Origin of the sequence: Ensifer meliloti, assembly GCF_030064585.1 — a bacterium.
In the GTDB taxonomy this organism is placed as follows: domain Bacteria; phylum Pseudomonadota; class Alphaproteobacteria; order Rhizobiales; family Rhizobiaceae; genus Sinorhizobium; species Sinorhizobium meliloti.
Genome location: NZ_CP120364.1, coordinates 628621 through 647004, shown reverse-complemented (window position 1 = coordinate 647004; position 18384 = coordinate 628621). Strand labels below are relative to the sequence as shown.

The 18384-nt window shown below is 63.9% G+C and carries 17 protein-coding genes; 12 read left to right on the top strand and 5 right to left on the bottom strand.

What is annotated here, in order from left to right:
• The first annotated feature begins 75 nt into the window (after window positions 1-75).
• The 3 genes from PZL22_RS02950 to PZL22_RS02940 are packed head-to-tail and all read left to right on the top strand — an operon-like array spanning window position 76 to window position 3940.
• Entirely contained in the window at window positions 76-1656 is a 1581-nt protein-coding gene (locus PZL22_RS02950) for a sugar ABC transporter ATP-binding protein (protein WP_284718456.1), read from the top strand.
• Complete coding sequence (locus PZL22_RS02945; protein ID WP_003526395.1) at window positions 1653-2975, top strand: ABC transporter permease; 1323 nt, start codon at window positions 1653-1655, stop codon at window positions 2973-2975. The genes PZL22_RS02950 and PZL22_RS02945 overlap by 4 nt, the downstream gene beginning before the upstream one ends.
• Window positions 2972-3940, top strand: coding sequence for a substrate-binding domain-containing protein (locus tag PZL22_RS02940; protein WP_127594934.1), 969 nt, complete (start codon window positions 2972-2974; stop codon window positions 3938-3940). The genes PZL22_RS02945 and PZL22_RS02940 overlap by 4 nt, the downstream gene beginning before the upstream one ends.
• A 117-nt stretch (window positions 3941-4057) precedes the next feature.
• On the opposite strand, the gene otnK is transcribed toward PZL22_RS02940, so the two are convergent.
• Genes otnK through ltnD form a run of 3 tightly spaced genes read right to left on the bottom strand, consistent with a single transcriptional unit; the run spans window position 4058 to window position 7032 of the window.
• Entirely contained in the window at window positions 4058-5335 is a 1278-nt protein-coding gene (gene otnK / locus PZL22_RS02935) for a 3-oxo-tetronate kinase (RefSeq protein WP_003526391.1), read from the bottom strand.
• A gap of 3 nt (window positions 5336-5338) precedes the next feature.
• Complete coding sequence (gene otnI / locus PZL22_RS02930; RefSeq protein ID WP_003526390.1) at window positions 5339-6115, bottom strand: 2-oxo-tetronate isomerase; 777 nt, start codon at window positions 6113-6115, stop codon at window positions 5339-5341.
• An 11-nt stretch (window positions 6116-6126) separates the two neighbouring features.
• Window positions 6127-7032, bottom strand: coding sequence for an L-threonate dehydrogenase (gene ltnD / locus PZL22_RS02925; protein ID WP_003526389.1), 906 nt, complete (start codon window positions 7030-7032; stop codon window positions 6127-6129).
• 142 nt (window positions 7033-7174) lie between these two features.
• Here ltnD and PZL22_RS02920 point away from each other — a divergent pair, with 142 nt between their 5' ends.
• The 9 genes from PZL22_RS02920 (at window position 7175) to PZL22_RS02880 (ending at window position 16371) form a co-directional block, all read left to right on the top strand.
• The gene (locus PZL22_RS02920) at window positions 7175-8179 is read left to right on the top strand and encodes a LacI family DNA-binding transcriptional regulator (RefSeq protein ID WP_127594930.1); all 1005 of its coding nucleotides are present in this window, start codon (window positions 7175-7177) and stop codon (window positions 8177-8179) included.
• A gap of 16 nt (window positions 8180-8195) precedes the next feature.
• Window positions 8196-8873, top strand: a complete 678-nt coding sequence (otnC, locus tag PZL22_RS02915; RefSeq protein ID WP_127594928.1) for a 3-oxo-tetronate 4-phosphate decarboxylase — start codon at window positions 8196-8198, stop codon at window positions 8871-8873.
• Window positions 8874-9170: 297 nt separating this feature from the next.
• A complete protein-coding gene (locus PZL22_RS02910) occupies window positions 9171-9935 on the top strand; it encodes a FadR/GntR family transcriptional regulator (protein ID WP_014530163.1) in 765 nt (254 codons plus the stop codon).
• A 44-nt stretch (window positions 9936-9979) separates the two neighbouring features.
• Window positions 9980-10963, top strand: coding sequence for a D-erythronate dehydrogenase (gene denD, locus PZL22_RS02905; RefSeq protein ID WP_003526382.1), 984 nt, complete (start codon window positions 9980-9982; stop codon window positions 10961-10963).
• 1 nt (window position 10964) lies between these two features.
• On the top strand, window positions 10965-11741 hold the full coding sequence (locus tag PZL22_RS02900; protein WP_127515758.1) for an SDR family oxidoreductase: 777 nt from the start codon (window positions 10965-10967) through the stop codon (window positions 11739-11741).
• Window positions 11742-11825: 84 nt separating this feature from the next.
• The gene (locus PZL22_RS02895) at window positions 11826-12893 is read left to right on the top strand and encodes an ABC transporter ATP-binding protein (protein ID WP_284718455.1); all 1068 of its coding nucleotides are present in this window, start codon (window positions 11826-11828) and stop codon (window positions 12891-12893) included.
• 134 nt (window positions 12894-13027) lie between these two features.
• Entirely contained in the window at window positions 13028-14332 is a 1305-nt protein-coding gene (locus tag PZL22_RS02890; protein WP_284718454.1) for an ABC transporter substrate-binding protein, read from the top strand.
• 192 nt (window positions 14333-14524) lie between these two features.
• Complete coding sequence (locus PZL22_RS02885) at window positions 14525-15457, top strand: carbohydrate ABC transporter permease (RefSeq protein ID WP_003526375.1); 933 nt, start codon at window positions 14525-14527, stop codon at window positions 15455-15457.
• 14 nt (window positions 15458-15471) lie between these two features.
• Window positions 15472-16371, top strand: coding sequence for a carbohydrate ABC transporter permease (locus PZL22_RS02880; protein WP_003526374.1), 900 nt, complete (start codon window positions 15472-15474; stop codon window positions 16369-16371).
• 7 nt (window positions 16372-16378) lie between these two features.
• On the opposite strand, the gene PZL22_RS02875 is transcribed toward PZL22_RS02880, so the two are convergent.
• Together PZL22_RS02875 and PZL22_RS02870 are read right to left on the bottom strand one after the other, a co-directional pair.
• Window positions 16379-17035: a DUF6064 family protein gene (locus tag PZL22_RS02875; protein ID WP_127515756.1), complete on the bottom strand. Its 657-nt coding sequence runs from the start codon at window positions 17033-17035 to the stop codon at window positions 16379-16381.
• A gap of 38 nt (window positions 17036-17073) precedes the next feature.
• Window positions 17074-17988: an aldo/keto reductase gene (locus PZL22_RS02870; RefSeq protein WP_003526371.1), complete on the bottom strand. Its 915-nt coding sequence runs from the start codon at window positions 17986-17988 to the stop codon at window positions 17074-17076.
• Window positions 17989-18384 lie beyond the last annotated feature (396 nt).

Sequence of the window (18384 nt, the reverse complement as noted above, 5' to 3'; positions counted from 1 at the left end):
GAAACGTTTAGAATAGGCTGCAGGAAATAGGCGAATAGAGCGTCAGATGTCGGCGGTAGGGAGGCTGCCAATATCATGCGCGATGCTATCCCCCGTGATTCGGCCACCACAAAATCCGACCGGCCAATTCTAATGGCCGAAGCGATCTCGAAATCGTTCGGCGGCGTCGCGGCGCTCAAGGATGTGCGCTTCGAGTTGCGCGCGGGCGAAATCCACGCGCTCATGGGCGAGAACGGCGCCGGCAAGTCGACGCTGATGAAGGTCCTGTCCGGTGTCTACACGGACTACGAGGGCACCGTCCGTGTCGATGGAGAAACCGTCCGCTTCTTCAATGTGCGCGATGCCGAGGCTGCCGGGATCGCCATCATCCATCAGGAACTCAACCTCGTCCCCGAACTCGGCGTCGCCGACAACATCTTCCTCGGCCGCGAACGGGTGATCGCCGGTCTTTTCGTGGATCGCAAGGCGAGCCTGGAGGCCGCACGAGGGCTGTTGAACCGCCTCGGAATCGAGTTCGACCCGGAGGCGCGTGTGGGGCAATTGCGGGTCGGCGAACAACAGCTCGTCGAGATCGCGAAGGCCCTGTCCGTGGAAGCGCGCATTCTGATCATGGACGAGCCGACCTCGGCGCTTTCGCCCGGCGAGTGTCGGCGCCTCTTCAAGATCATGCGGCAACTTGCAGCCGACGGCGTCGGCATCATCTATATTTCGCACCGGATCGACGAGGTCATGCAGCTCAGCGACCGGGTCACCGTCTTCCGCGATGGCCGCCATGTGTGGACCCGGCCGATGGCCGGACTGGACGAGAATGCGATCATCGCCGCAATGGTGGGCCGCAACCTCCTCGACGCGCACCGGCCCGACCGGGGCAAAGGCGGCGGCGAGCCCGTCCTTTCGGTCAGGGACCTGTCGCTTGCCGTATCCGGACGGCATGGCTGGCGCGACGTGCTGAAGGGGGTGAGCTTCGACGTTCGCGCCGGCGAAATCCTCGGCATCGGCGGCTTGCTCGGCGCGGGGCGCACGGAAATCCTGGAGACGATCTTTGCTGCGAATGAAGGCCTTCGCGGCGGTGAAATCCGGTTGGCCGGCAGCCCCGTCGAGATAAGCTCGCCCCGCGATGCTCGCCGCCTCGGTTTTGCTCTGGTGACGGAGGACCGCAAGGCGAAGGGGCTGCATCTTCATGAATCGATCAGAGACAATGTGGCCCTGCCGCTTGTTGGAAGGCTCGCACGATTCGGGCTGCGCTCCTTCGAAGGCGAGCGTGCGCTTGCGAAAGGGGCGGTCGATGCGCTCGGCGTTCGCTGCGCCGGGACCGGTCAGGCGGCCGGAACCCTGTCCGGCGGCAACCAGCAGAAGGTCGTCATCGGCAAGTGGCTGGCGACCGGGCCGCGCGTCCTTCTTCTCGACGAGCCGACGCGCGGCATCGACGTCGGTGCGAAGCGCGAGATCTACGATCTCATTTTCAAGCTCGCCGGCGACGGGCTGGCGATCGTGGTGGTCAGTTCCGAATTGCCGGAGCTTCTGCTCCTCGCTGACCGCATTCTGGTGATGGCCGAGGGGCGGCAGACCGGACTCATCTCCCGGGAGGAGGCGAGCGAGGAGCGCATCATGCAGCTCGCCGCACCGCGGAGCGCGCGCGGAAGGGCGGTTGCATGAATTTCCTGAAGGCTCTCTCGCGCACGAAACTCTATTGGGGGCTGATCGCCATTTTCCTGATCGGAGTCCTGTCCTCACCGGTGACGTCATCGGGCAGGAACATCTTTCTCTCCTCCGGCAATCTCCTCGACGTGTTGCGGCAGGTATCGACCACCGGGCTGATCGCCACCGGCATGACGGCCGTCATTCTGACCGGCGGCATAGACCTTTCGGTCGGCTCGCTGATGGCGATCTGCACCGTCGTCTGCGCGATGCTCTTGACCGTTCCGGGGGACACGGCCGCCCTCTATCTGGGTCTGCCGGCCGTCGGGCTTGCCGTCCTGGTCGTCGGTGCGGCGGCCGTACGCTTCGTCTTCCTGAATATCGAGAAATCCCGTACGGGCGTGACGCATATCCGCGACATCCAGCTTGACCGGACACGCGGTACCGTTCTGCCTGCCGCAGCCGGCATCGTTCTCTGTGCCCTGGTTCTGAGCTTCCTCTTGCCTCAGATGCAGACGAAATTCGGCGTGCTCGGCGTTCTGCTCGTGGCGCCGGCGGTCGGCCTCATGTTCGGCGCAGTCAACGGCGTGATCATCGTGGTCGGACGGTTGCAGCCATTCATCGTCACGCTTGCCATGATGGTCACGGCGCTCGGCATCGCCCGGCTCACCGCCGGGCAGAACAACGCCGTTCTGCCGGTCTATACCGGCAGCAATGCCACCGCCGACTTCGATATGCTGCGGCAGCTCGTCTTCGGCATCGTGCCGATGCCCGGCATATTCTTCATCGTCGCGATTCTTCTCTACGGCGCGGTGCTGCGCTTCACGCCTTTCGGCCGCTATATCTACGCCATCGGCGGAAACGAGGAGGCGGCGCGCCTTTCCGGCATCAATGCGGGCCGGGTGAAGATCGTCACCTATGCGATATCGGGTCTTCTCGCGGGCATCGCAGCGGTGCTCTATGTGGCGCAGTACCGCCAGGGCAAGCCGGACGCTGGCGCGGGCCTCGAACTGGATGCGATCGCGGCAGTGGTCATCGGCGGGACGAGCCTGATGGGAGGACGCGGGAGCCTTGCCGGGACGTTCTGCGGCGTCCTGATCTTCGGCCTGCTCTCCAACATCCTGCAGCTCCACAACATCAATTCCAATCTTCAGCTGGTGCTGAAGGGCGTGATCATCATCGGCACCGTGCTCGTTCAGGAGCGCAATGCCTACGATCTTCTCGCGCAGTTGCGGCTGCCGGGCGCAAGCCGGCGCCCGGCTCAAGGAGACACGTCCGTGGAGGAGCGGACGTCGAGAGAGACGTTGTCCATAACAATGGGAGGAAAGAAGAAATGAAACGCCGTGACATCCTGAAACTGACGGCGGTCGCCGCCGTTCTCGCCGCGCCGACCGCGCTCATGCCGGCGGACGACGCCCTGGCCCAGGACAAGAAGTTTCGCATCGGCTTCAGCCAGGCGACGACGATCGAGCCGTGGCGCGCGCAGTTCAACAAGGACATCATCGCCGAGGCCGCAAAGCATCCGGATGTCGAGCTGATCATAACCGACGGTGAGGACAGGACGGAAAAGCAGGTGGCCGACGTCGAGAACCTCATTCGCCAGGAGGTGGACGCATTGCTCGTATCGCCGAAAGAGTCCGCAGGGCTCACCGGCGTGGTGCAGCAGGCGATCGATGCCAAGATCCCGGTCTTCGTTCTCGACCGCAACGTCGAGACCGACCAGTACACCCAGTTCGTCGGCGGCGACAACAAACTGATCGGCCGCGCGGCCGGCGAATATGCGGTCGAGCTTCTCGGCGGCAAGGGCAAGGCTGAAGGCAATATCGTCGAGATATGGGGCGGCATGGGTACCCAGCCGGCCCATGACCGCCACGACGGCTTCCACGAGTTCACCGACAAGGAGCCCGGCATCAAGAACCTGCTCGATCAGCAATCCGGCGACTGGAAGCAGGACCAGGCCTACAACATCATGGCGACGGCGCTGCGCAACAACGAGAAGATCGACCTCGTATACGGCCACAACGATCCGATGGCCTATGGCGCCTACCTGGCGGCGAAGGACGCAGGCCGTGAGAAGGAAATGAAGTTCATCGGCATCGATGCTCTCCCGAACGAAGGCGTGACCTGGGTCAACAACGGCGAACTGACCGCTACCTTCCTCTATGCGACGCCGGGAGCAGAGGGTCTGCGCCAAGCGGTGAAGTTCCTGAAGGGGGAAAAGGTCGAGAAGACCGTCACGCTCGACACGATGAAGGTGACCAAGGAAAACGCGGCGCAGATCCTGAAGGACAACGGCCTTTAAGAGCCCTAGCGCGGACGCGCTGTGGCAAACGCAAGTCTGCATGCTCTCCTCGGTCCGATTTGAGGAAGCGTGCAGCGGGCGGGCGGCGGATACGAGGGGGACCGCCCGCCTTACCTCTCATCGCATCATCGACAGCGCCGTGGCGAAGAAATCCTCGCCGCCGAAATTGCCCGATTTCAGTGCCAGCAACATGTCGTTTCCGCCAGCGCCGATCGTCCTCAGCAGAGGGACGCCGGGGGCGATCTCCGGACCGATCAGGAAAGCCGGGATGCCGAGCCTGTCGACGGTCGCGCCGGAGGTCTCTCCGCCGGCGACGACGAGGCGTCTCACCCCCCGCTCGACCAGTTCGCCGGCGATCGCGGCGGTTGCCGTCTCGACCGCGTGCCCGGATGCCTCTCGCCCGTATCGCGCCTGCAAACGCGAAACGACCTCAGGTGCGGCGCTCGCGGCGATGGCCACCGGGCCCTCGGCTATCCGTTCCCCGGCCCAGGCAATCGCTGCGGAAATCTCGTCCGATCCGGCGAGGAGCTTTTCCGTGTCGAGCCGCAGCACCGGCATATGGCGTTCGGCCGCGTCGAGCTGCTTCAGCGTAGCCGCCGAACAACTGCCGGCGACCACCGCGGCAAGTCCGCCGACGGGGCGGATGACGTCGTTTTCGCCGTCGCTTGCCGACGCCCGGCCGGAGCGCAGAAGCGCGCGGGCGAGGCCGAGGCCGAGGCCCGACGCGCCGGTCGAAACGGGCATTTCGAGCGCTGCCTCCCCGAGCGTTTCGAGGTCGCGTTCGAAGACCGCATCCGCGATCGCCGCGGCGGCACCTTCGGCGCGTAACCGTTCGAGCCGCGCCCTTACCGCATCGGCTCCGCCTGTCACGGTCGGCATATCGACGAGGCCGACCTTGCCGCGCGACTGACGGGTGAGCACCCGCGCCAGATTGGCGTCGCGCATCGGGTTGAGGGGATGGTCTTTCAACGGGCTTTCGTCGAGCGGCTGGCCGTTGACGAAAAGATGGCCGAGATAGACGGTCCGTCCCGTTTCCGGAAAGGCCGGCGTGACGAGGGCGATGTCGCCGCCCGAGACGCTCAGAAGCGCTTCGGTCACCGGCCCGATATTACCGAGATCCGTCGAATCGAAGGTAGAGCAGATCTTGTAGAGCACATGGCCGGCGCCGCGGCCACGCAGCCAGCTTTCCGCCTCGAGGGCGGCGGCCACGGCGTCCTTCGCTGCGACCGAGCGGATCTTCAGGGAAACGACCACTGCATCGACGTCGGGAAGGGCGAGCGACGGATCGGGAATGCCGACCGTCTGCACGGTGCGAAGCCCGTTCTTCGTCAGCGTGTTGGCGAGATCGGAGGCGCCCGTGTAGTCGTCGGCGATCGATCCGAGCAGGATTGTCATGGGTCAGCTCCGTCGAAAGGGTTTGAACCAGCCGAGGCCGTCCAGCGTCTGGCCGCGCGGGTTATATTCGCAGCCGACGAAGCCGCCATAGCCGAGCCGGTCGATTTCTTCAAAGAGGTAGCGATAGTTCAACTCCTCGCCATCCGGCTCATTCCGCGAGGGCACGCTGGCGATCTGGATATGGCCGGTGACCGGCATAAGCTGGCGGAGTGCCATTGCGACGTCGCCGTGCAGGACCTGCCGGTGATAGATGTCGAATTGCAGCTTGAGGTTGGGGAGCGCGAGCTCGGCGATGAGCCGCTCGGTGGTCCCGAAATCGTTGAGGAAATAACCCGGCATGTTGCGGCCGTTGATCGGTTCGATGAGGAGATCGATGCCCTCGTCGGCCAGGCGCCCGGCGGTATAGGCGACCGACCGGCGGTAACGGGATGCGGCCTCCGGGTCGGATGCATCAGCAAGACCTGCCATCAGGTGCAGGCGCTTGGCGCCGGTCGCGGCCGCGTAGTCGAGCGCCTTGTCGACATCCGATTTCAACGCATCGTAGCGGCCGGGCAGGGCGGCGATGCCGCGTTCGCCGGCTGCCCAATCGCCCGGCGGCAGGTTGAACAGTGCCTGCTCAAGCCTGTTGCGGGCAAGCCGTTCGGCGATCGCTTCCGGCGGCACCTCGTAGGGAAAAAGATACTCGACGGCGGTGAATCCGGCGTCGGCGGCCGCGTCGAAGCGGTCGAGGAACGGCAACTCGGTAAACATCATCGTCAAATTGGCGGCAAAAACGGGCATGCGCGTCTTCCTTATGGATTATTCGTGCCGGGCAGCGTGGCCCCGGAGAGCTGGGCGTAGAGCCGCGCGAGGGAGGAATCGTCGTCGCGCCCCATGCCTGCGCCCGAGGCTGCAAGATACATCTGCAGTGCGGCCGCCACGAGCGGCACCGGATAGCGCTCCGCGCGCGCCATATCCTGGACGATGCCGAGGTCCTTCACGAAAATCTCGATGGCGCTCAGCGGGGCGTAATCTCCCGCGAGCACATGCGGGATGCGGTTTTCGAACATCCAGGAATTGCCGGCCGAGGCGGTGATCACCTCGTATACTTTGTCGAGGTCCAGCCCCTGTTTGGCCGCGAAGGCGATCGCTTCGCAGGCGGCCGCGATATGCACGCCGGCGAGAAGCTGGTTGATCATCTTGAACGCGGCGCCGGTCCCGGCGGTGTCGCCGAGTTCGTAGACCTTGGCGGCCATGGCGTCGAGGGCAGGGCGGGCGGCGGCGAAGGCCTGCGGCGAACCCGAAGCCATGATCGTCAGTTCGCCCTTCGACGCCTTTGCCGCGCCGCCTGAGATCGGCGCGTCCAGATAGTGAAGCCCGAGTGCTTTGATCCGCTGCGCCAGGTCGCGCGCGATCGCCGGATCCATGGTCGCAGACGATACGAAGACGGCACCGGGCTTCATCGCGCCTGCGACGCCATCGGGGCCGAACAGAACGGCTTCGGTCTGCGCGCCGCTCACGACGACCGAAACGACGACGTCGGCGCCCGTCACGGCCTCGCCTGGCGTGCCCGCTCCGCGACCGCCTTCGGCGACGAAACGCTCCACTGCGGGCGGGGCGACGTCGTAGCCCGATACGTCGAGGCCCGCGCTTTTCATCGAGCACGCCATACCGAAGCCCATCGAGCCGAGCCCGAGCACTGCGATCTTCGATGCCATTTCGTCTCCTCCAGTTGCCAGGCACCCGTTCTAGTGAGCTTTGGCAGCGCTGCCAACTAAAATTGGTAGCGCTGCCAAAAATTTCCGCCTATGAAGTCGATCAGAGCCCCTAGCGGCCACGTCAAACTGGAACAGGCGCGAAGTGACGACGGGCTTCAAGCAGCAGACGACCGTAACGCTCGCAGAGGTGGCGGAAGCCGCGGGCGTGGGCGAGAGCACGGTTTCCCGCGTGCTGCGCAATCACGGCTCGTTCTCCGGCAAGGCCCGGGAGCGCGTGTTGGATGCGGTCGAGCGGCTTGGCTACGTACCGAACCGGATCGCCGGAACCTTGGCCTCGGCCGGGTCCCGCCTCGTCGCCTTCGTCATCCCGTCGCTCACCAACATCGTGTTCCCGGACGTGCTGCGGGGTGCAAGCGCCGTTCTGGAGGAAAATCGCTATCAGGCCGTCTTTTCCGTGACGGACTATGAGCCGGAGCGCGAGGAGGCACTTGTCGCCGCCATGCTCGCCTGGCGGCCGACGGCGGTGATGCTTGCCGGCTTCGAGCATACGGAGGGCACGCTCAAGATGCTGCGGGCGAGCGGCTGTCGTGTCGTCGAACTGCTCGATATCGACGGGACCGCCATAGACCTGGCGGTCGGCTTTTCCAATCGTGAGGCGGGTCGCGCAAGCGCCGAATTCCTGTTGAAGCGAGGTTATCGCCGGATCGGCTATGTCGGCCACGATCTCGACCGCGACACACGCGCCGGCAAACGCTTCGACGGCTTTCGTGAAGCGCTGAACCTCGCCGGCGTTCCCCTCGTGGATCGGGAAATCCGTGCGGGTGCTTCTTCGGTGGAGAGCGGGCGGGCGGGGCTCGAGCAGCTTCTTCGAAGGGCTCCGGGACTCGATGCGGTCTATTTCTCGAACGACGACATGGCGCTCGGCGGATATTTTCATTGTCTTGCACGCGCCATTCCCGTTCCCACCAGGCTCGCCCTTTTCGGCCACAACGGCCTCGACATCGGCCAGGCCACGCCGCAACCTCTGACGACCATTCGCACGCCTCGCGTCGCGACGGGAAAGCTGGCGGCTGAGTTGGTCATCAACGATCACCCGTCCCACGTCGCCGATCTTGGATTTGAACTTATCGAAGGCGCTACAGCCTGAACGGAAAGGACCACCAATGTCAGTAACGCGTCTTCGCGAAGAAATCTGCCGCTACGGCCGGTCCCTCTTCGAGCGGGGCCTGACACCCGGCTCTTCCGGAAACATATCGATGAGACTCGAAGACGGTGGCTGGCTGGTGACGCCCACCAACGCCTCGCTCGGCTTCCTCGACCCCGCGCGCATTTCGCGGCTCGATGCCGGCGGCCGGCTCGTCTCGGGCGACAAGCCGACGAAGGAGATTCCCCTTCATTCCGCCCTCTATGAGACGCGCGGCAGCGCCCGTGCGATCGTGCATCTCCATTCGACCCACGCGGTCGCGCTGACGATGCTGCCGGAGATCGATCCGCGGGCGGCCCTTCCGCCGATGACGCCCTATTACCTCATGCGGGCCGGGGAGACGGCGCTCGTGCCCTATTACCGCCCCGGAGACCCGGCCGTCGCCGATGCGATCCGCGGGCTCGCGGGCAAATATTCCTCCGTGCTGCTCTCCAACCACGGGCCGGTCGTCGCCGGCGACAGTCTGGAGGCAGCGGTCTTTGCGACGGAGGAACTGGAGGAGACGGCAAAGCTCTACCTGCTGCTGCGCAACCTCAATCCGCGCTACCTGAGCCCGCAGCAAGTGGCCGATCTTGTCGAAACGTTCAGCCTCGACCTGCCGTCGCTCGGCGACCACGAGGGGCATGATCACGGATAGAGTGCCTCCGAGCGGCTATTCTCAACCGTCTGAGCCTGGACTTGCCCCTCACCCCGCAGGCGGGGAGAGGGAACTTAGGCGGGCGACGCGGGTCCGCTTCGCCCGGCGTGCGGGGAGAAGGTGCCGGCGGGCGGATGAGGGCGGCCGAGCTCTCCTATCCCACGGCGCTGCACAACGGAGCCGTGCATTTTTGGTGCGCTGCCGCAACGAACCTCCCTTGACCGCGCGCTCCCATAGGCACTCTATTTGTAATACTGATCTGCTGGACCAACCAGTGGATCAGTTGGAGGCGCCGCGGTGAATGGAAGTCCAATCCTCACGCATATGCCTAAAGTCGGGAAGAGCCTCGAGCGCCGTACCGCGCGCGACCTCATTGCCGACAAGCTTATGGTGCTGGTTGCGACCAACATGCTGAGGCCGGGCGATGTGCTGCCGGGCGAGCGCGAGCTTGCGAGCGTGCTCCATGTGAGCCGCGAGACGGTGCGCGGGGCAATCCAGACGCTGGCGGCGCGCGGTGTGGTCGAGGTGTCGCAAGGAAGCCGAACGCGCGTCGGGAATGTCGATCTGAGCCATGTCACAGTGACGATCGCTTCCCCGAACGCGATCGACAGCTACGATCTCGAGGACGTTCACGCCGCAAGGCTTCACATCGAGTTGAAGGTGGTCGGCGACGCGGCAGAGAACATCGATGAAGAGGCGCTGCGCAAGCTTGACAGCCTGCTCGACGCGCAGAAGATCTGCGGCGACGACGCGATGCGCTTTCTGATCTGCGACCGCGAGTTCCATGTGGCGATCTACCGGGCCTGCGGCAATCCGCTGCTCTCCGATTTCGTCACCGACCTTTACACCTATATGATGGACTACCGGCGAAGCGCCATGTCACGGCCCGGAGCAATCGAAGCGAGCTACAAGGATCACAGCGACATCGTCGCCGCCTTGAGGCAGCATGACCGGGCGGCTGTCGTCGCCGCCTTTCACCATCATCTGATCCGGATCTATGAGACGACGAAGGCTTTGCTGGCGGACGAGCAGGCAAACGGAGCGAACAGAAAGTCAAGCTGAGCCAGGACTGCCCGGGTGGCCGAACAGGAGGAGGTTCGCCGAAAATGCATGTAATGGTCATTGGTGCCGCCGGCATGATCGGCCGGAAGCTGGTCGAAAGGCTGGCCGCGGAGCCCGGTTCGCTAGGACGCGAGATCGCCAGCCTGACATTGGCGGACGTGGTGGAGCCGCCCCTGCCGCCGGCATTTTCGTCGCTTGCGACGACGCTTGCGATCGACCTGTCCACCGAAGGCAGCGCAGAGCGCCTGATCTCCTCGCGGCCGGACGTGATCATCCATCTCGCGGCGATCGTCTCGGGAGAGGCGGAGGCCGACTTCGACAAAGGCTACCTGGTCAATCTCGACGGCACACGCGCGCTCTTCGAGGCGATCCGCCGCGAGGGACAACGTAAGCGCTACCTCCCGCGCGTCCTCTTCGCCTCCTCTATCGCCGTCTTCGGCCAGCCGTTTCCGGAAAAGATCGGCGACGAGTTCTTCACCACGCCGCTGACCAGCTACGGGACGCAAAAGGCGATCTCCGAACTGCTGCTCGCCGATTATACCCGCCGCGGCTTCTTCGACGGTATCGGCATTCGGCTGCCGACCATCTGCATCCGGCCCGGAAAGCCGAACAAGGCCGCATCCGGCTTCTTTTCCAACATCCTGCGCGAGCCGCTCGTCGGCCAGGAAGCTATCCTGCCGGTGGACGAGAATGTCCGGCATTGGTTCGCGAGCCCGCGCTCGGCCGTGGGCTTCTTCATCCATGCGGCGCGAATGGACACGGGTGTCATCGGGCCGCGGCGCAACCTCACCATGCCGGGGCTCTCGGCGCTGGTCGGCGAGGAGATCGAGGCGCTCGCCCGCATTGCCGGCCAAAAGGCCGTGAGCCTCATCCGCCGCGAGCCGGATCCGTTGATCCAGACGATCGTCTCCGGCTGGGCGACCGACTTCGATGCCCGCCGTGCGCGGGAACTCGGCTTCACGGCCGAGAGCAACTTCGACGAGATCATCCGGATCCATATCGAAGACGAACTCGGAGGAAGGGTCTGAGATGGCGCAAGGAAAGGGATCGGGCGAGGGCAGGATCGCGCTGGTCACGGGCGGCGGGACCGGTGTCGGCCGTGGCATCGCCCAGGCCTTGAGTACGGAAGGCTACAGCGTCGTCATTACCGGCCGCCGTCCGGATGTACTCGAGGCTGCGGCCGGCGAAATCGGCGGGCGGACCGGCAATATCGTCCGCCCGGTCGTCTGCGATGTCGGCGATCCGGATCAGGTCGCGGCTCTCTTCGCGGCCGTCCGGACGGAATTCGCCCGGCTGGATCTCCTCGTCAACAATGCCGGCTCGAACGTGCCGCCCGTGCCCCTCGAAGAGGTGACCTTCGAACAGTGGAACGGTATCGTCGCGGCGAACCTGACGGGCGCCTTTCTGTGCACGCAACATGCCTTCCGGCTGATGAAGGCGCAGACGCCGCGCGGGGGCCGGATCATCAACAACGGCTCGATTTCCGCGCAGACGCCGCGGCCCAATTCGGCGCCCTATACCGCGACCAAGCACGCCATTACCGGCCTCACGAAATCGACGGCGCTCGATGGCCGGATGCACGACATTGCCTGTGGCCAGATCGACATCGGCAATGCCGCGACCGACATGACCGCGAGGATGAGCACCGGCGTGCTGCAGGCCAATGGCGAGGTTGCGGCGGAGCCGACGATACCGATCGAGCACATCGCCGAGGCGGTCGTCTACATGGCGAGCCTGCCGCTCTCGGCCAATGTTCTCACGATGACCGTGATGGCGACCAGGATGCCGCTGGTCGGCCGCGGATAAAAAGAGGTTTTCAGCCTGGCGCGGTCGCGCGAACGATGAATTGGGCGGCCGCAAGGATAAAGATCAGTTCTGGGAGGAACGCAAATGGCAGGCGTGGATTTTGTCGATGTCCGGAAGTCCTTCGGTGCTTTCCCTGTCATCAAGGGCGTGAACATCGAGATCGAGGATGGCGAGTTCGTCATTCTCGTCGGCCCTTCCGGTTGCGGCAAATCCACCTTGCTCCGGATGCTGGCGGGCCTCGAAAACATCACCGCGGGCGAAATCCGCATCGGCAACCAGGTGGTCAACCGCTTGCCGCCGAAGGACCGCGACATCGCCATGGTGTTCCAGAATTATGCGCTCTATCCGCATATGACGGTCGCCGACAACATGGCCTTCTCGCTGATGCTGGCAAGCAGACCGAAATCCGAAATCGACAAACGCGTCGGTGTGGCGGCCGAAATTCTTGGCCTTTCGAAGCTGCTGGACCGCTATCCGCGTCAGCTTTCCGGCGGTCAGCGCCAGCGCGTCGCCATGGGGCGGGCGATCGTGCGCGACCCGCAGGTGTTTCTCTTCGACGAACCGCTTTCCAATCTCGATGCCAAGCTGCGCGTCGCCATGCGCGCCGAGATCAAGGAACTGCACCAGCGGCTGAAGACCACGACCGTCTACGTGACGCATGACCAGATCGAGGCGATGACCATGGCCGACAAGATCGTCGTCATGCATGACGGCATCGTCGAGCAGATCGGCGCACCGCTCGAGCTCTACGACGACCCCGCCAATCTCTTCGTGGCCGGTTTCATCGGCTCGCCTGCGATGAACATGCTCAAGGGCCGTCTCGATCCGGCCGATCCGAGTGTCTTCCTCACGGCCGACGGAACGGCTCTGCCCGTGGCGCGGCCGGCGGCAGCCGCCCAGGGGCGCGATCTCGTCTACGGACTGAGGCCCGAATACATGGCTCTCGATCCGAACGGGCTTCCGGCCGAAATCGCGGTGATCGAGCCGACCGGCTACGAGACGCAACTGATCGCAAGGCTCGGCGGCCACGATGTGACCTGTGTTTTCCGCGAGAGGGTGAATGCCAAGCCCGGCGAAACGATCCATCTCGCAATCGATGCCGCGCATGTGCACTTGTTCGACGCCGGAACCGGACGGCGGCTGGTCGCCTGACGTCGCTGACGAAGGGAGGAGCCTTCGTGGGCCAATAAAGATGCCAGGCAGTGGCCGGCATCGCTCAAGCCGCATTCGCCAAGCGGGACGGTGAATGCGGAGAAAGACGCTCCCGCTTTTTGAGGAGGAGTAGCATGCCGATAAAGAGACGTGATTTTCTCGCAAGCTCCGCCGCACTCGCCGGCGTTGCGGGTCTGGGCATCCGCCCGTCCTTCGCGCAGGCCGAGCCGAGCTACAAGCCGGAGGAGGGGGCAAGCCTCAGGCTTCTCAGATGGACGCCCTTCGTCAAGGGTGATGAAGACGCGTGGATCGCCAATACCAAGAAGTTCACGGAGGCGACGGGCGTCGAAGTCCGCATCGACAAGGAAAGCTGGGAGGACATCCGGCCGAAGGCGGCGGTTGCCGCCAATGTCGGCTCCGGCCCTGATATGGTGATGTGCTGGTTCGACGACGCACATCAATATCCGGACAAGCTCGTCGACCTGACGGAGCTCGCCGACTATCTCGGCAACAAATATGGTGGATGGTACGACGGCCTGAAGGGCTATGCGAGCCGCGACGGGCAGTTCATCGCCATGCCGCTGGCCGCGATCGGCAACGCCGTCTGCTACCGCGAGAGCCACATGAAGGCGGCCGGCTTCAGTGAATTCCCGAAGGACACGGCCGGCTTTCTCGAACTCTGCAAGGCTCTCAAAGCCAAGGGAACCCCGGCCGGTTTCCCCCATGGAAAAGCGGTCGGTGACGGCAACAACTACGCCCATTGGCTCCTGTGGAGCCATGGCGGCAAGATGGTCGACGAGAGCGGCAAGGTCACGATCAACAGCCCGGAAACGCTCGCTGCGGTCAATTACGCGAAGTCGCTATACGAGACCTTCATCCCGGGTACCGAAAGCTGGCTCGACATCAACAACAACCGCGCCTTCCTTGCGGGGCAGGTATCGCTGACGGCAAACGGCGTCTCGCTCTACTATGCGGCCAAGAAGGACGCGGCCCTTGCGGAGCTTGCAGCCGACATCCGCACGACCAACTTCCCGGTCGGTCCGGTCGGCCAGAGCGTCGAACTCCACCAGACGAGCTCGATCCTGCTGTTCAAGCACAGGAAGTATCCCGAAGCCGCCAAGGCCTATCTCAAGTTCATGATGGAAGCCGACCAGATGAACGCCTGGATCGAGGGATCGAGCGCCTATTGCTGCCAGCCGCTGAAGGCCTTCGCCGACAACCCGGTCTGGACCTCGGACCCGATCCACGCACCCTATGCGCGCGCCTCGGAGACGCTGCGGCCGAACGGCTATGCCGGACCGCTCGGCTATGCCTCGGCAGGCGTCATGGCCGACTACGTCCTGGTCGACATGTTCGCCAGTGCGGTCACCGGCCAGGCGACGCCGGAAGACGCTGTCATCGAGGCCGAACGGCGGGCGAACCGCTATTATCGCGTCTGATCCAGCCGCTGCCTACAGCGCCGCGCGTCTTATCAGACGCGCAAAGGTCGCTGTAGCACTTTGATCTGCTGCATGTTTTTGTCCGTTAATCGGATAGGATTAAAGGAAACATGCAGTAGGGCCGCCTCAAAGCCGGCAGCAAACGCTGCCGGCAAATGCCTCGAGATCCGTTCCTCCAGCCGGAGAAGCCCGATGTCCTCCATAACGCCGTCCGGAAAGCCATCCACCACGGCTTCGCTGATGCAGAACAACAATATGCTCGGCTTCCTGTTCATGCTGCCGGCAGCCGTCTTTCTGATCTGCTTTCTGACCTATCCGCTCGGGCTGGGCGTCTGGCTCGGCTTCACCGACACCCGCATCGGCCGCGACGGCGTCTTCATCGGGATCGAGAATTACGAATTCCTGGCCCGGGATTCGGTCTTCTGGCTGTCGGTCTACAACACGCTGCTCTACACCTTCGTGGCGTCGATCCTGAAATTCGTGCTCGGGCTGTGGCTGGCGCTGCTGCTGAACGAAAACCTGCCTTTCAAGTCCTTCTTCCGCGCGATCGTGCTCCTGCCCTGGGTCGTGCCGACCGTGCTTTCGGCGCTCGCCTTCTGGTGGATCTACGATTCGCAGTTTTCCATCATCTCCTGGTCGCTGATGCAGCTCGGTATCATCGACGGGCCGATCAACTTCCTGGGCGACCCGAACAATGCGCGCGCTTCCGTCATTGCCGCCAATGTCTGGCGCGGAATTCCCTTCGTCGCGATCTCGCTTCTCGCCGGCCTGCAGACGATCCCGGCTTCGCTGCAGGAGGCAGCCTCGCTCGACGGCGCCACCAGCTGGCAGCGTTTCCGCTATGTCACCCTGCCGATGCTGACCCCGATCATCGCGGTCGTCATGACCTTCTCGGTGCTGTTCACCTTCACCGATTTCCAGCTGATCTACGTGCTGACCAAGGGCGGGCCGGTCAACGCAACCCATCTGATGGCGACGCTTTCGTTCCAGCGCGGCATTCCCGGCGGGCAGCTCGGGGAGGGGGCAGCGATCGCCGTCGCCATGATCCCCTTCCTGCTCGCCGCAATCATGTTCAGCTTCTTCGGTCTGCAACGCCGCAAATGGCAGCAGGGCGGCCAGGATTGAGCGGGAGGACAAAAATGAACACAACCACACGAACCGACGACGAGGTCCTCACCGACACGGCCGAGGGCATGAGCTATCTGAACCGCCTGCCGCGGCGGATCGTGGTGCTTTACCTGCCGATGGCGGTCTTCGTCTTCGTATTGCTCTTCCCGTTCTACTGGATGGCGATCACAGCGGTGAAGCCAAATGCGCAGTTGACCGACTACAACAATTATAGCCCCTTCTGGGTGGTCCGTCCGACGCTCGACCACATCAAATATCTGCTCTTCGAGACCTCCTATCCGGGCTGGCTATGGAACACGATGCTGGTGGCCGTAGGCTCGACCATCCTGTCGCTTGCCGCATCGGTTTTCGCGGCTTATGCGATCGAGCGGGTGCGCTTCACCGGGGCGCGGCCCGTCGGGCTGCTGATCTTCCTCGCCTATCTGGTGCCGCCGTCGATCCTGTTCATCCCGCTCGCCTTCATCGTCTTCAAGTTCGGCATCTACGATTCCAAGCTGGCGCTGATCTTCACCTATCCGACGTTCCTCATACCGTTCTGCACCTGGCTCCTGATGGGCTATTTCCGCTCGATCCCTTTCGAGCTCGAAGAAAGCGCGCTGGTGGACGGAGCCACGCGCTGGCAGATTCTGGTGAAGATCATCCTGCCGCTTGCGGTGCCGGGCCTGATATCGGCCGGCATCTTCGCCTTCACGCTCTCGTGGAACGAGTTCATCTACGCGCTGACATTCATCCAGTCCTCGGAGAACAAGACCGTACCGGTCGGCGTGCTGACGGAACTGGTGCGCGGCGACGTCTTCGAATGGGGCGCGCTGATGGCGGGCGCACTGTTCGGTTCGCTGCCCGTGGTCATTCTCTATTCCTTCTTCGTCGATTATTACGTGTCGTCGATGACGGGAGCGGTGAAGGAGTGAGTTTCCCTCATCGTCTGACGAGGAGGAGGGCAAATGTCACGAAGATCACCGCGAAAGGTGCCCAGGCGCCCGCATCCTCCAGGGCCAGAAGGGTGAGGGCGCTGAAGGCGCACCAGAGGACCGGAATGGGCAGAAGCAGCCACAGCTTCTGCGGCATGAGCGCCACGAGGGCGCCGAGCGTCACGGCAACGGTCGGATCCGGCATTGCACCGAAGGACTCGGCCGAGGCGGGCGCGCGGCCGGCAAGCAGCGGGCCGAAAGGATAGCCGAGCGAGCCGAAGACCATCAGGCCAATGCCGCCACGCCGGCGCAGGCTGTTCGCGGGCAATGCGCCGCGTTGCGTCCACCGGATCGCGAGAAGCAGCAAACCGGCCTGCAGCATGAAGGCCGCCGTCGCATAGGACATCGCCCAGTTTATGGTGGAGTAACGCAGCCACAGAAATTGCCACGCGCAGAAGAGCCAGGCCAGGGCCAGCGTCGCCATGGCCGCGGCGCGGGCGCGCCGTCCGTCCGTTGCGGTGGCGAACAGGATGGCAAGCGCGCCCGCGACGAAGACCAGCTGAAGCGGCCAGAGTCCCTGATTGTAGCGTTCGACGAGGCGAAAATAGACGCGCGGCGAAAACATCAGGAAATCCGCGAGCCTGTAAGTCGCCCACTCCGACATCACGTCAAATCCGTATCACGCCGCGACAGGGTCATGCTTCACAGCGCCTCCACATAGCCGGCCATGCGCCCGCGCAGCTTCTCGTCGGGCAGGATGCCTCTTGCGGCCTCGAGATTCTCCCGTACATGGTCGACGCGCGTCGTCGCCGGGATTGCGCAGGTGACCGCCGGATGCGAAATGATGAACTTCAGGAGAAACTGCGCCCAGCTGCGAGCGCCGGTCTCCGCAATCCAGTCCGGCAACGGTTCGTCTTCAACCTGCCGGATCAGACCGCCCTGCCGGAACGGCCGGTTGACGATCACGGCAATGCCCTTCTCCTGCGCCAGCGGCAAGATGCGCTCCTCCACCTCGCGGTCGAGAATATTGTAGGTGACCTGGACGAAATCGATCGGCTGGGTCGCCATGACCTGTTCGATCTCGCGGTGCCTCCGCCCCTCCGAGGTGGTGATGCCGACATAGCGCAGCCGGCCTGCCGCCTTCATGTCGAAGAGCGCGGGCAGGTGCTCCTCCCAGGAGACGAGATTGTGAACCTGCATGAGATCGAATTTTTCGACGCCCCAGTAGTCCTTCGATGCTTCGATCTGGGCGGCGCCTTCGCCGGGGTCCGATATCCAGACCTTTTCCGCCGAGAAGAGCTGCTTTGGATATCCGAGCTTGCCGAGGCCGTAGCCGATGGTCGGCTGGGACGATCCGTACATCGGCGAGGAATCGATCATGCGACCGCCGCCTTCGAAGAATGCAGCGATCACGGCGGCACATTCGCCCATCAGTACGGGGTCATCTCCGACGTTGAAGGTGATCCAGGTGCCGAGGCCGATGAGCGGCAACGGTTCTTCGCTCTTCGGTATGACCCGCGTCGTGAGGTCGGCAGCCTGGCCCCACGCCCGCGGCACAAGCGGCAGCGACATACCGATGCCTAGCCCCTGAACGACTGCGCGCCGCGTGAAAGTCATCGCTCCCTCCCTTCGGCCCGAAGCTCTCTAGATCACGATGCTTTTGGGTCAGGTCGACCTGAAAGCATGAACGTGATCAATTCCAAGAAGTTGAGACGCGGGATGCGGGCGGAAAACCGCACACACTTTTCCTCATCCCGCGCTAGCCTGTGGCTCACGGGGCGGGATAATAACCCCTGCGGCGCTACTCTGCAGCCACGAAGTCGTGAGCGCGGTGCTGTAAAGCTAACCGCGGTGAGCCCGCTCGAGTGCGGCGATATCGAACTTCACCATGGCAAGCATGGCTTCCGTCACGCGCTTCGCTCTTTCGCGGTTCGCATCCGAGATCATCTCGCCGAGGACGCGGGGAACGATCTGCCAGGACAGGCCCCGGCGGTCCTTCAGCCAGCCGCAGTG

Coding starts and splice junctions, on each gene's coding strand:
- PZL22_RS02950 (WP_284718456.1), top strand. CDS start 76: ATGCGCGATGCTATCCCCCGTGATTCGGCCACCACAAAATCCGACCGG.
- PZL22_RS02945 (WP_003526395.1), top strand. CDS start 1,653: ATGAATTTCCTGAAGGCTCTCTCGCGCACGAAACTCTATTGGGGGCTG.
- PZL22_RS02940 (WP_127594934.1), top strand. CDS start 2,972: ATGAAACGCCGTGACATCCTGAAACTGACGGCGGTCGCCGCCGTTCTC.
- otnK (WP_003526391.1), bottom strand. CDS start 5,335: ATGACAATCCTGCTCGGATCGATCGCCGACGACTACACGGGCGCCTCC.
- otnI (WP_003526390.1), bottom strand. CDS start 6,115: ATGCCCGTTTTTGCCGCCAATTTGACGATGATGTTTACCGAGTTGCCG.
- ltnD (WP_003526389.1), bottom strand. CDS start 7,032: ATGGCATCGAAGATCGCAGTGCTCGGGCTCGGCTCGATGGGCTTCGGT.
- otnC (WP_127594928.1), top strand. CDS start 8,196: ATGTCAGTAACGCGTCTTCGCGAAGAAATCTGCCGCTACGGCCGGTCC.
- denD (WP_003526382.1), top strand. CDS start 9,980: ATGCATGTAATGGTCATTGGTGCCGCCGGCATGATCGGCCGGAAGCTG.
- PZL22_RS02900 (WP_127515758.1), top strand. CDS start 10,965: ATGGCGCAAGGAAAGGGATCGGGCGAGGGCAGGATCGCGCTGGTCACG.
- PZL22_RS02895 (WP_284718455.1), top strand. CDS start 11,826: ATGGCAGGCGTGGATTTTGTCGATGTCCGGAAGTCCTTCGGTGCTTTC.
- PZL22_RS02890 (WP_284718454.1), top strand. CDS start 13,028: ATGCCGATAAAGAGACGTGATTTTCTCGCAAGCTCCGCCGCACTCGCC.
- PZL22_RS02885 (WP_003526375.1), top strand. CDS start 14,525: ATGTCCTCCATAACGCCGTCCGGAAAGCCATCCACCACGGCTTCGCTG.
- PZL22_RS02880 (WP_003526374.1), top strand. CDS start 15,472: ATGAACACAACCACACGAACCGACGACGAGGTCCTCACCGACACGGCC.
- PZL22_RS02875 (WP_127515756.1), bottom strand. CDS start 17,035: ATGTCGGAGTGGGCGACTTACAGGCTCGCGGATTTCCTGATGTTTTCG.
- PZL22_RS02870 (WP_003526371.1), bottom strand. CDS start 17,988: ATGACTTTCACGCGGCGCGCAGTCGTTCAGGGGCTAGGCATCGGTATG.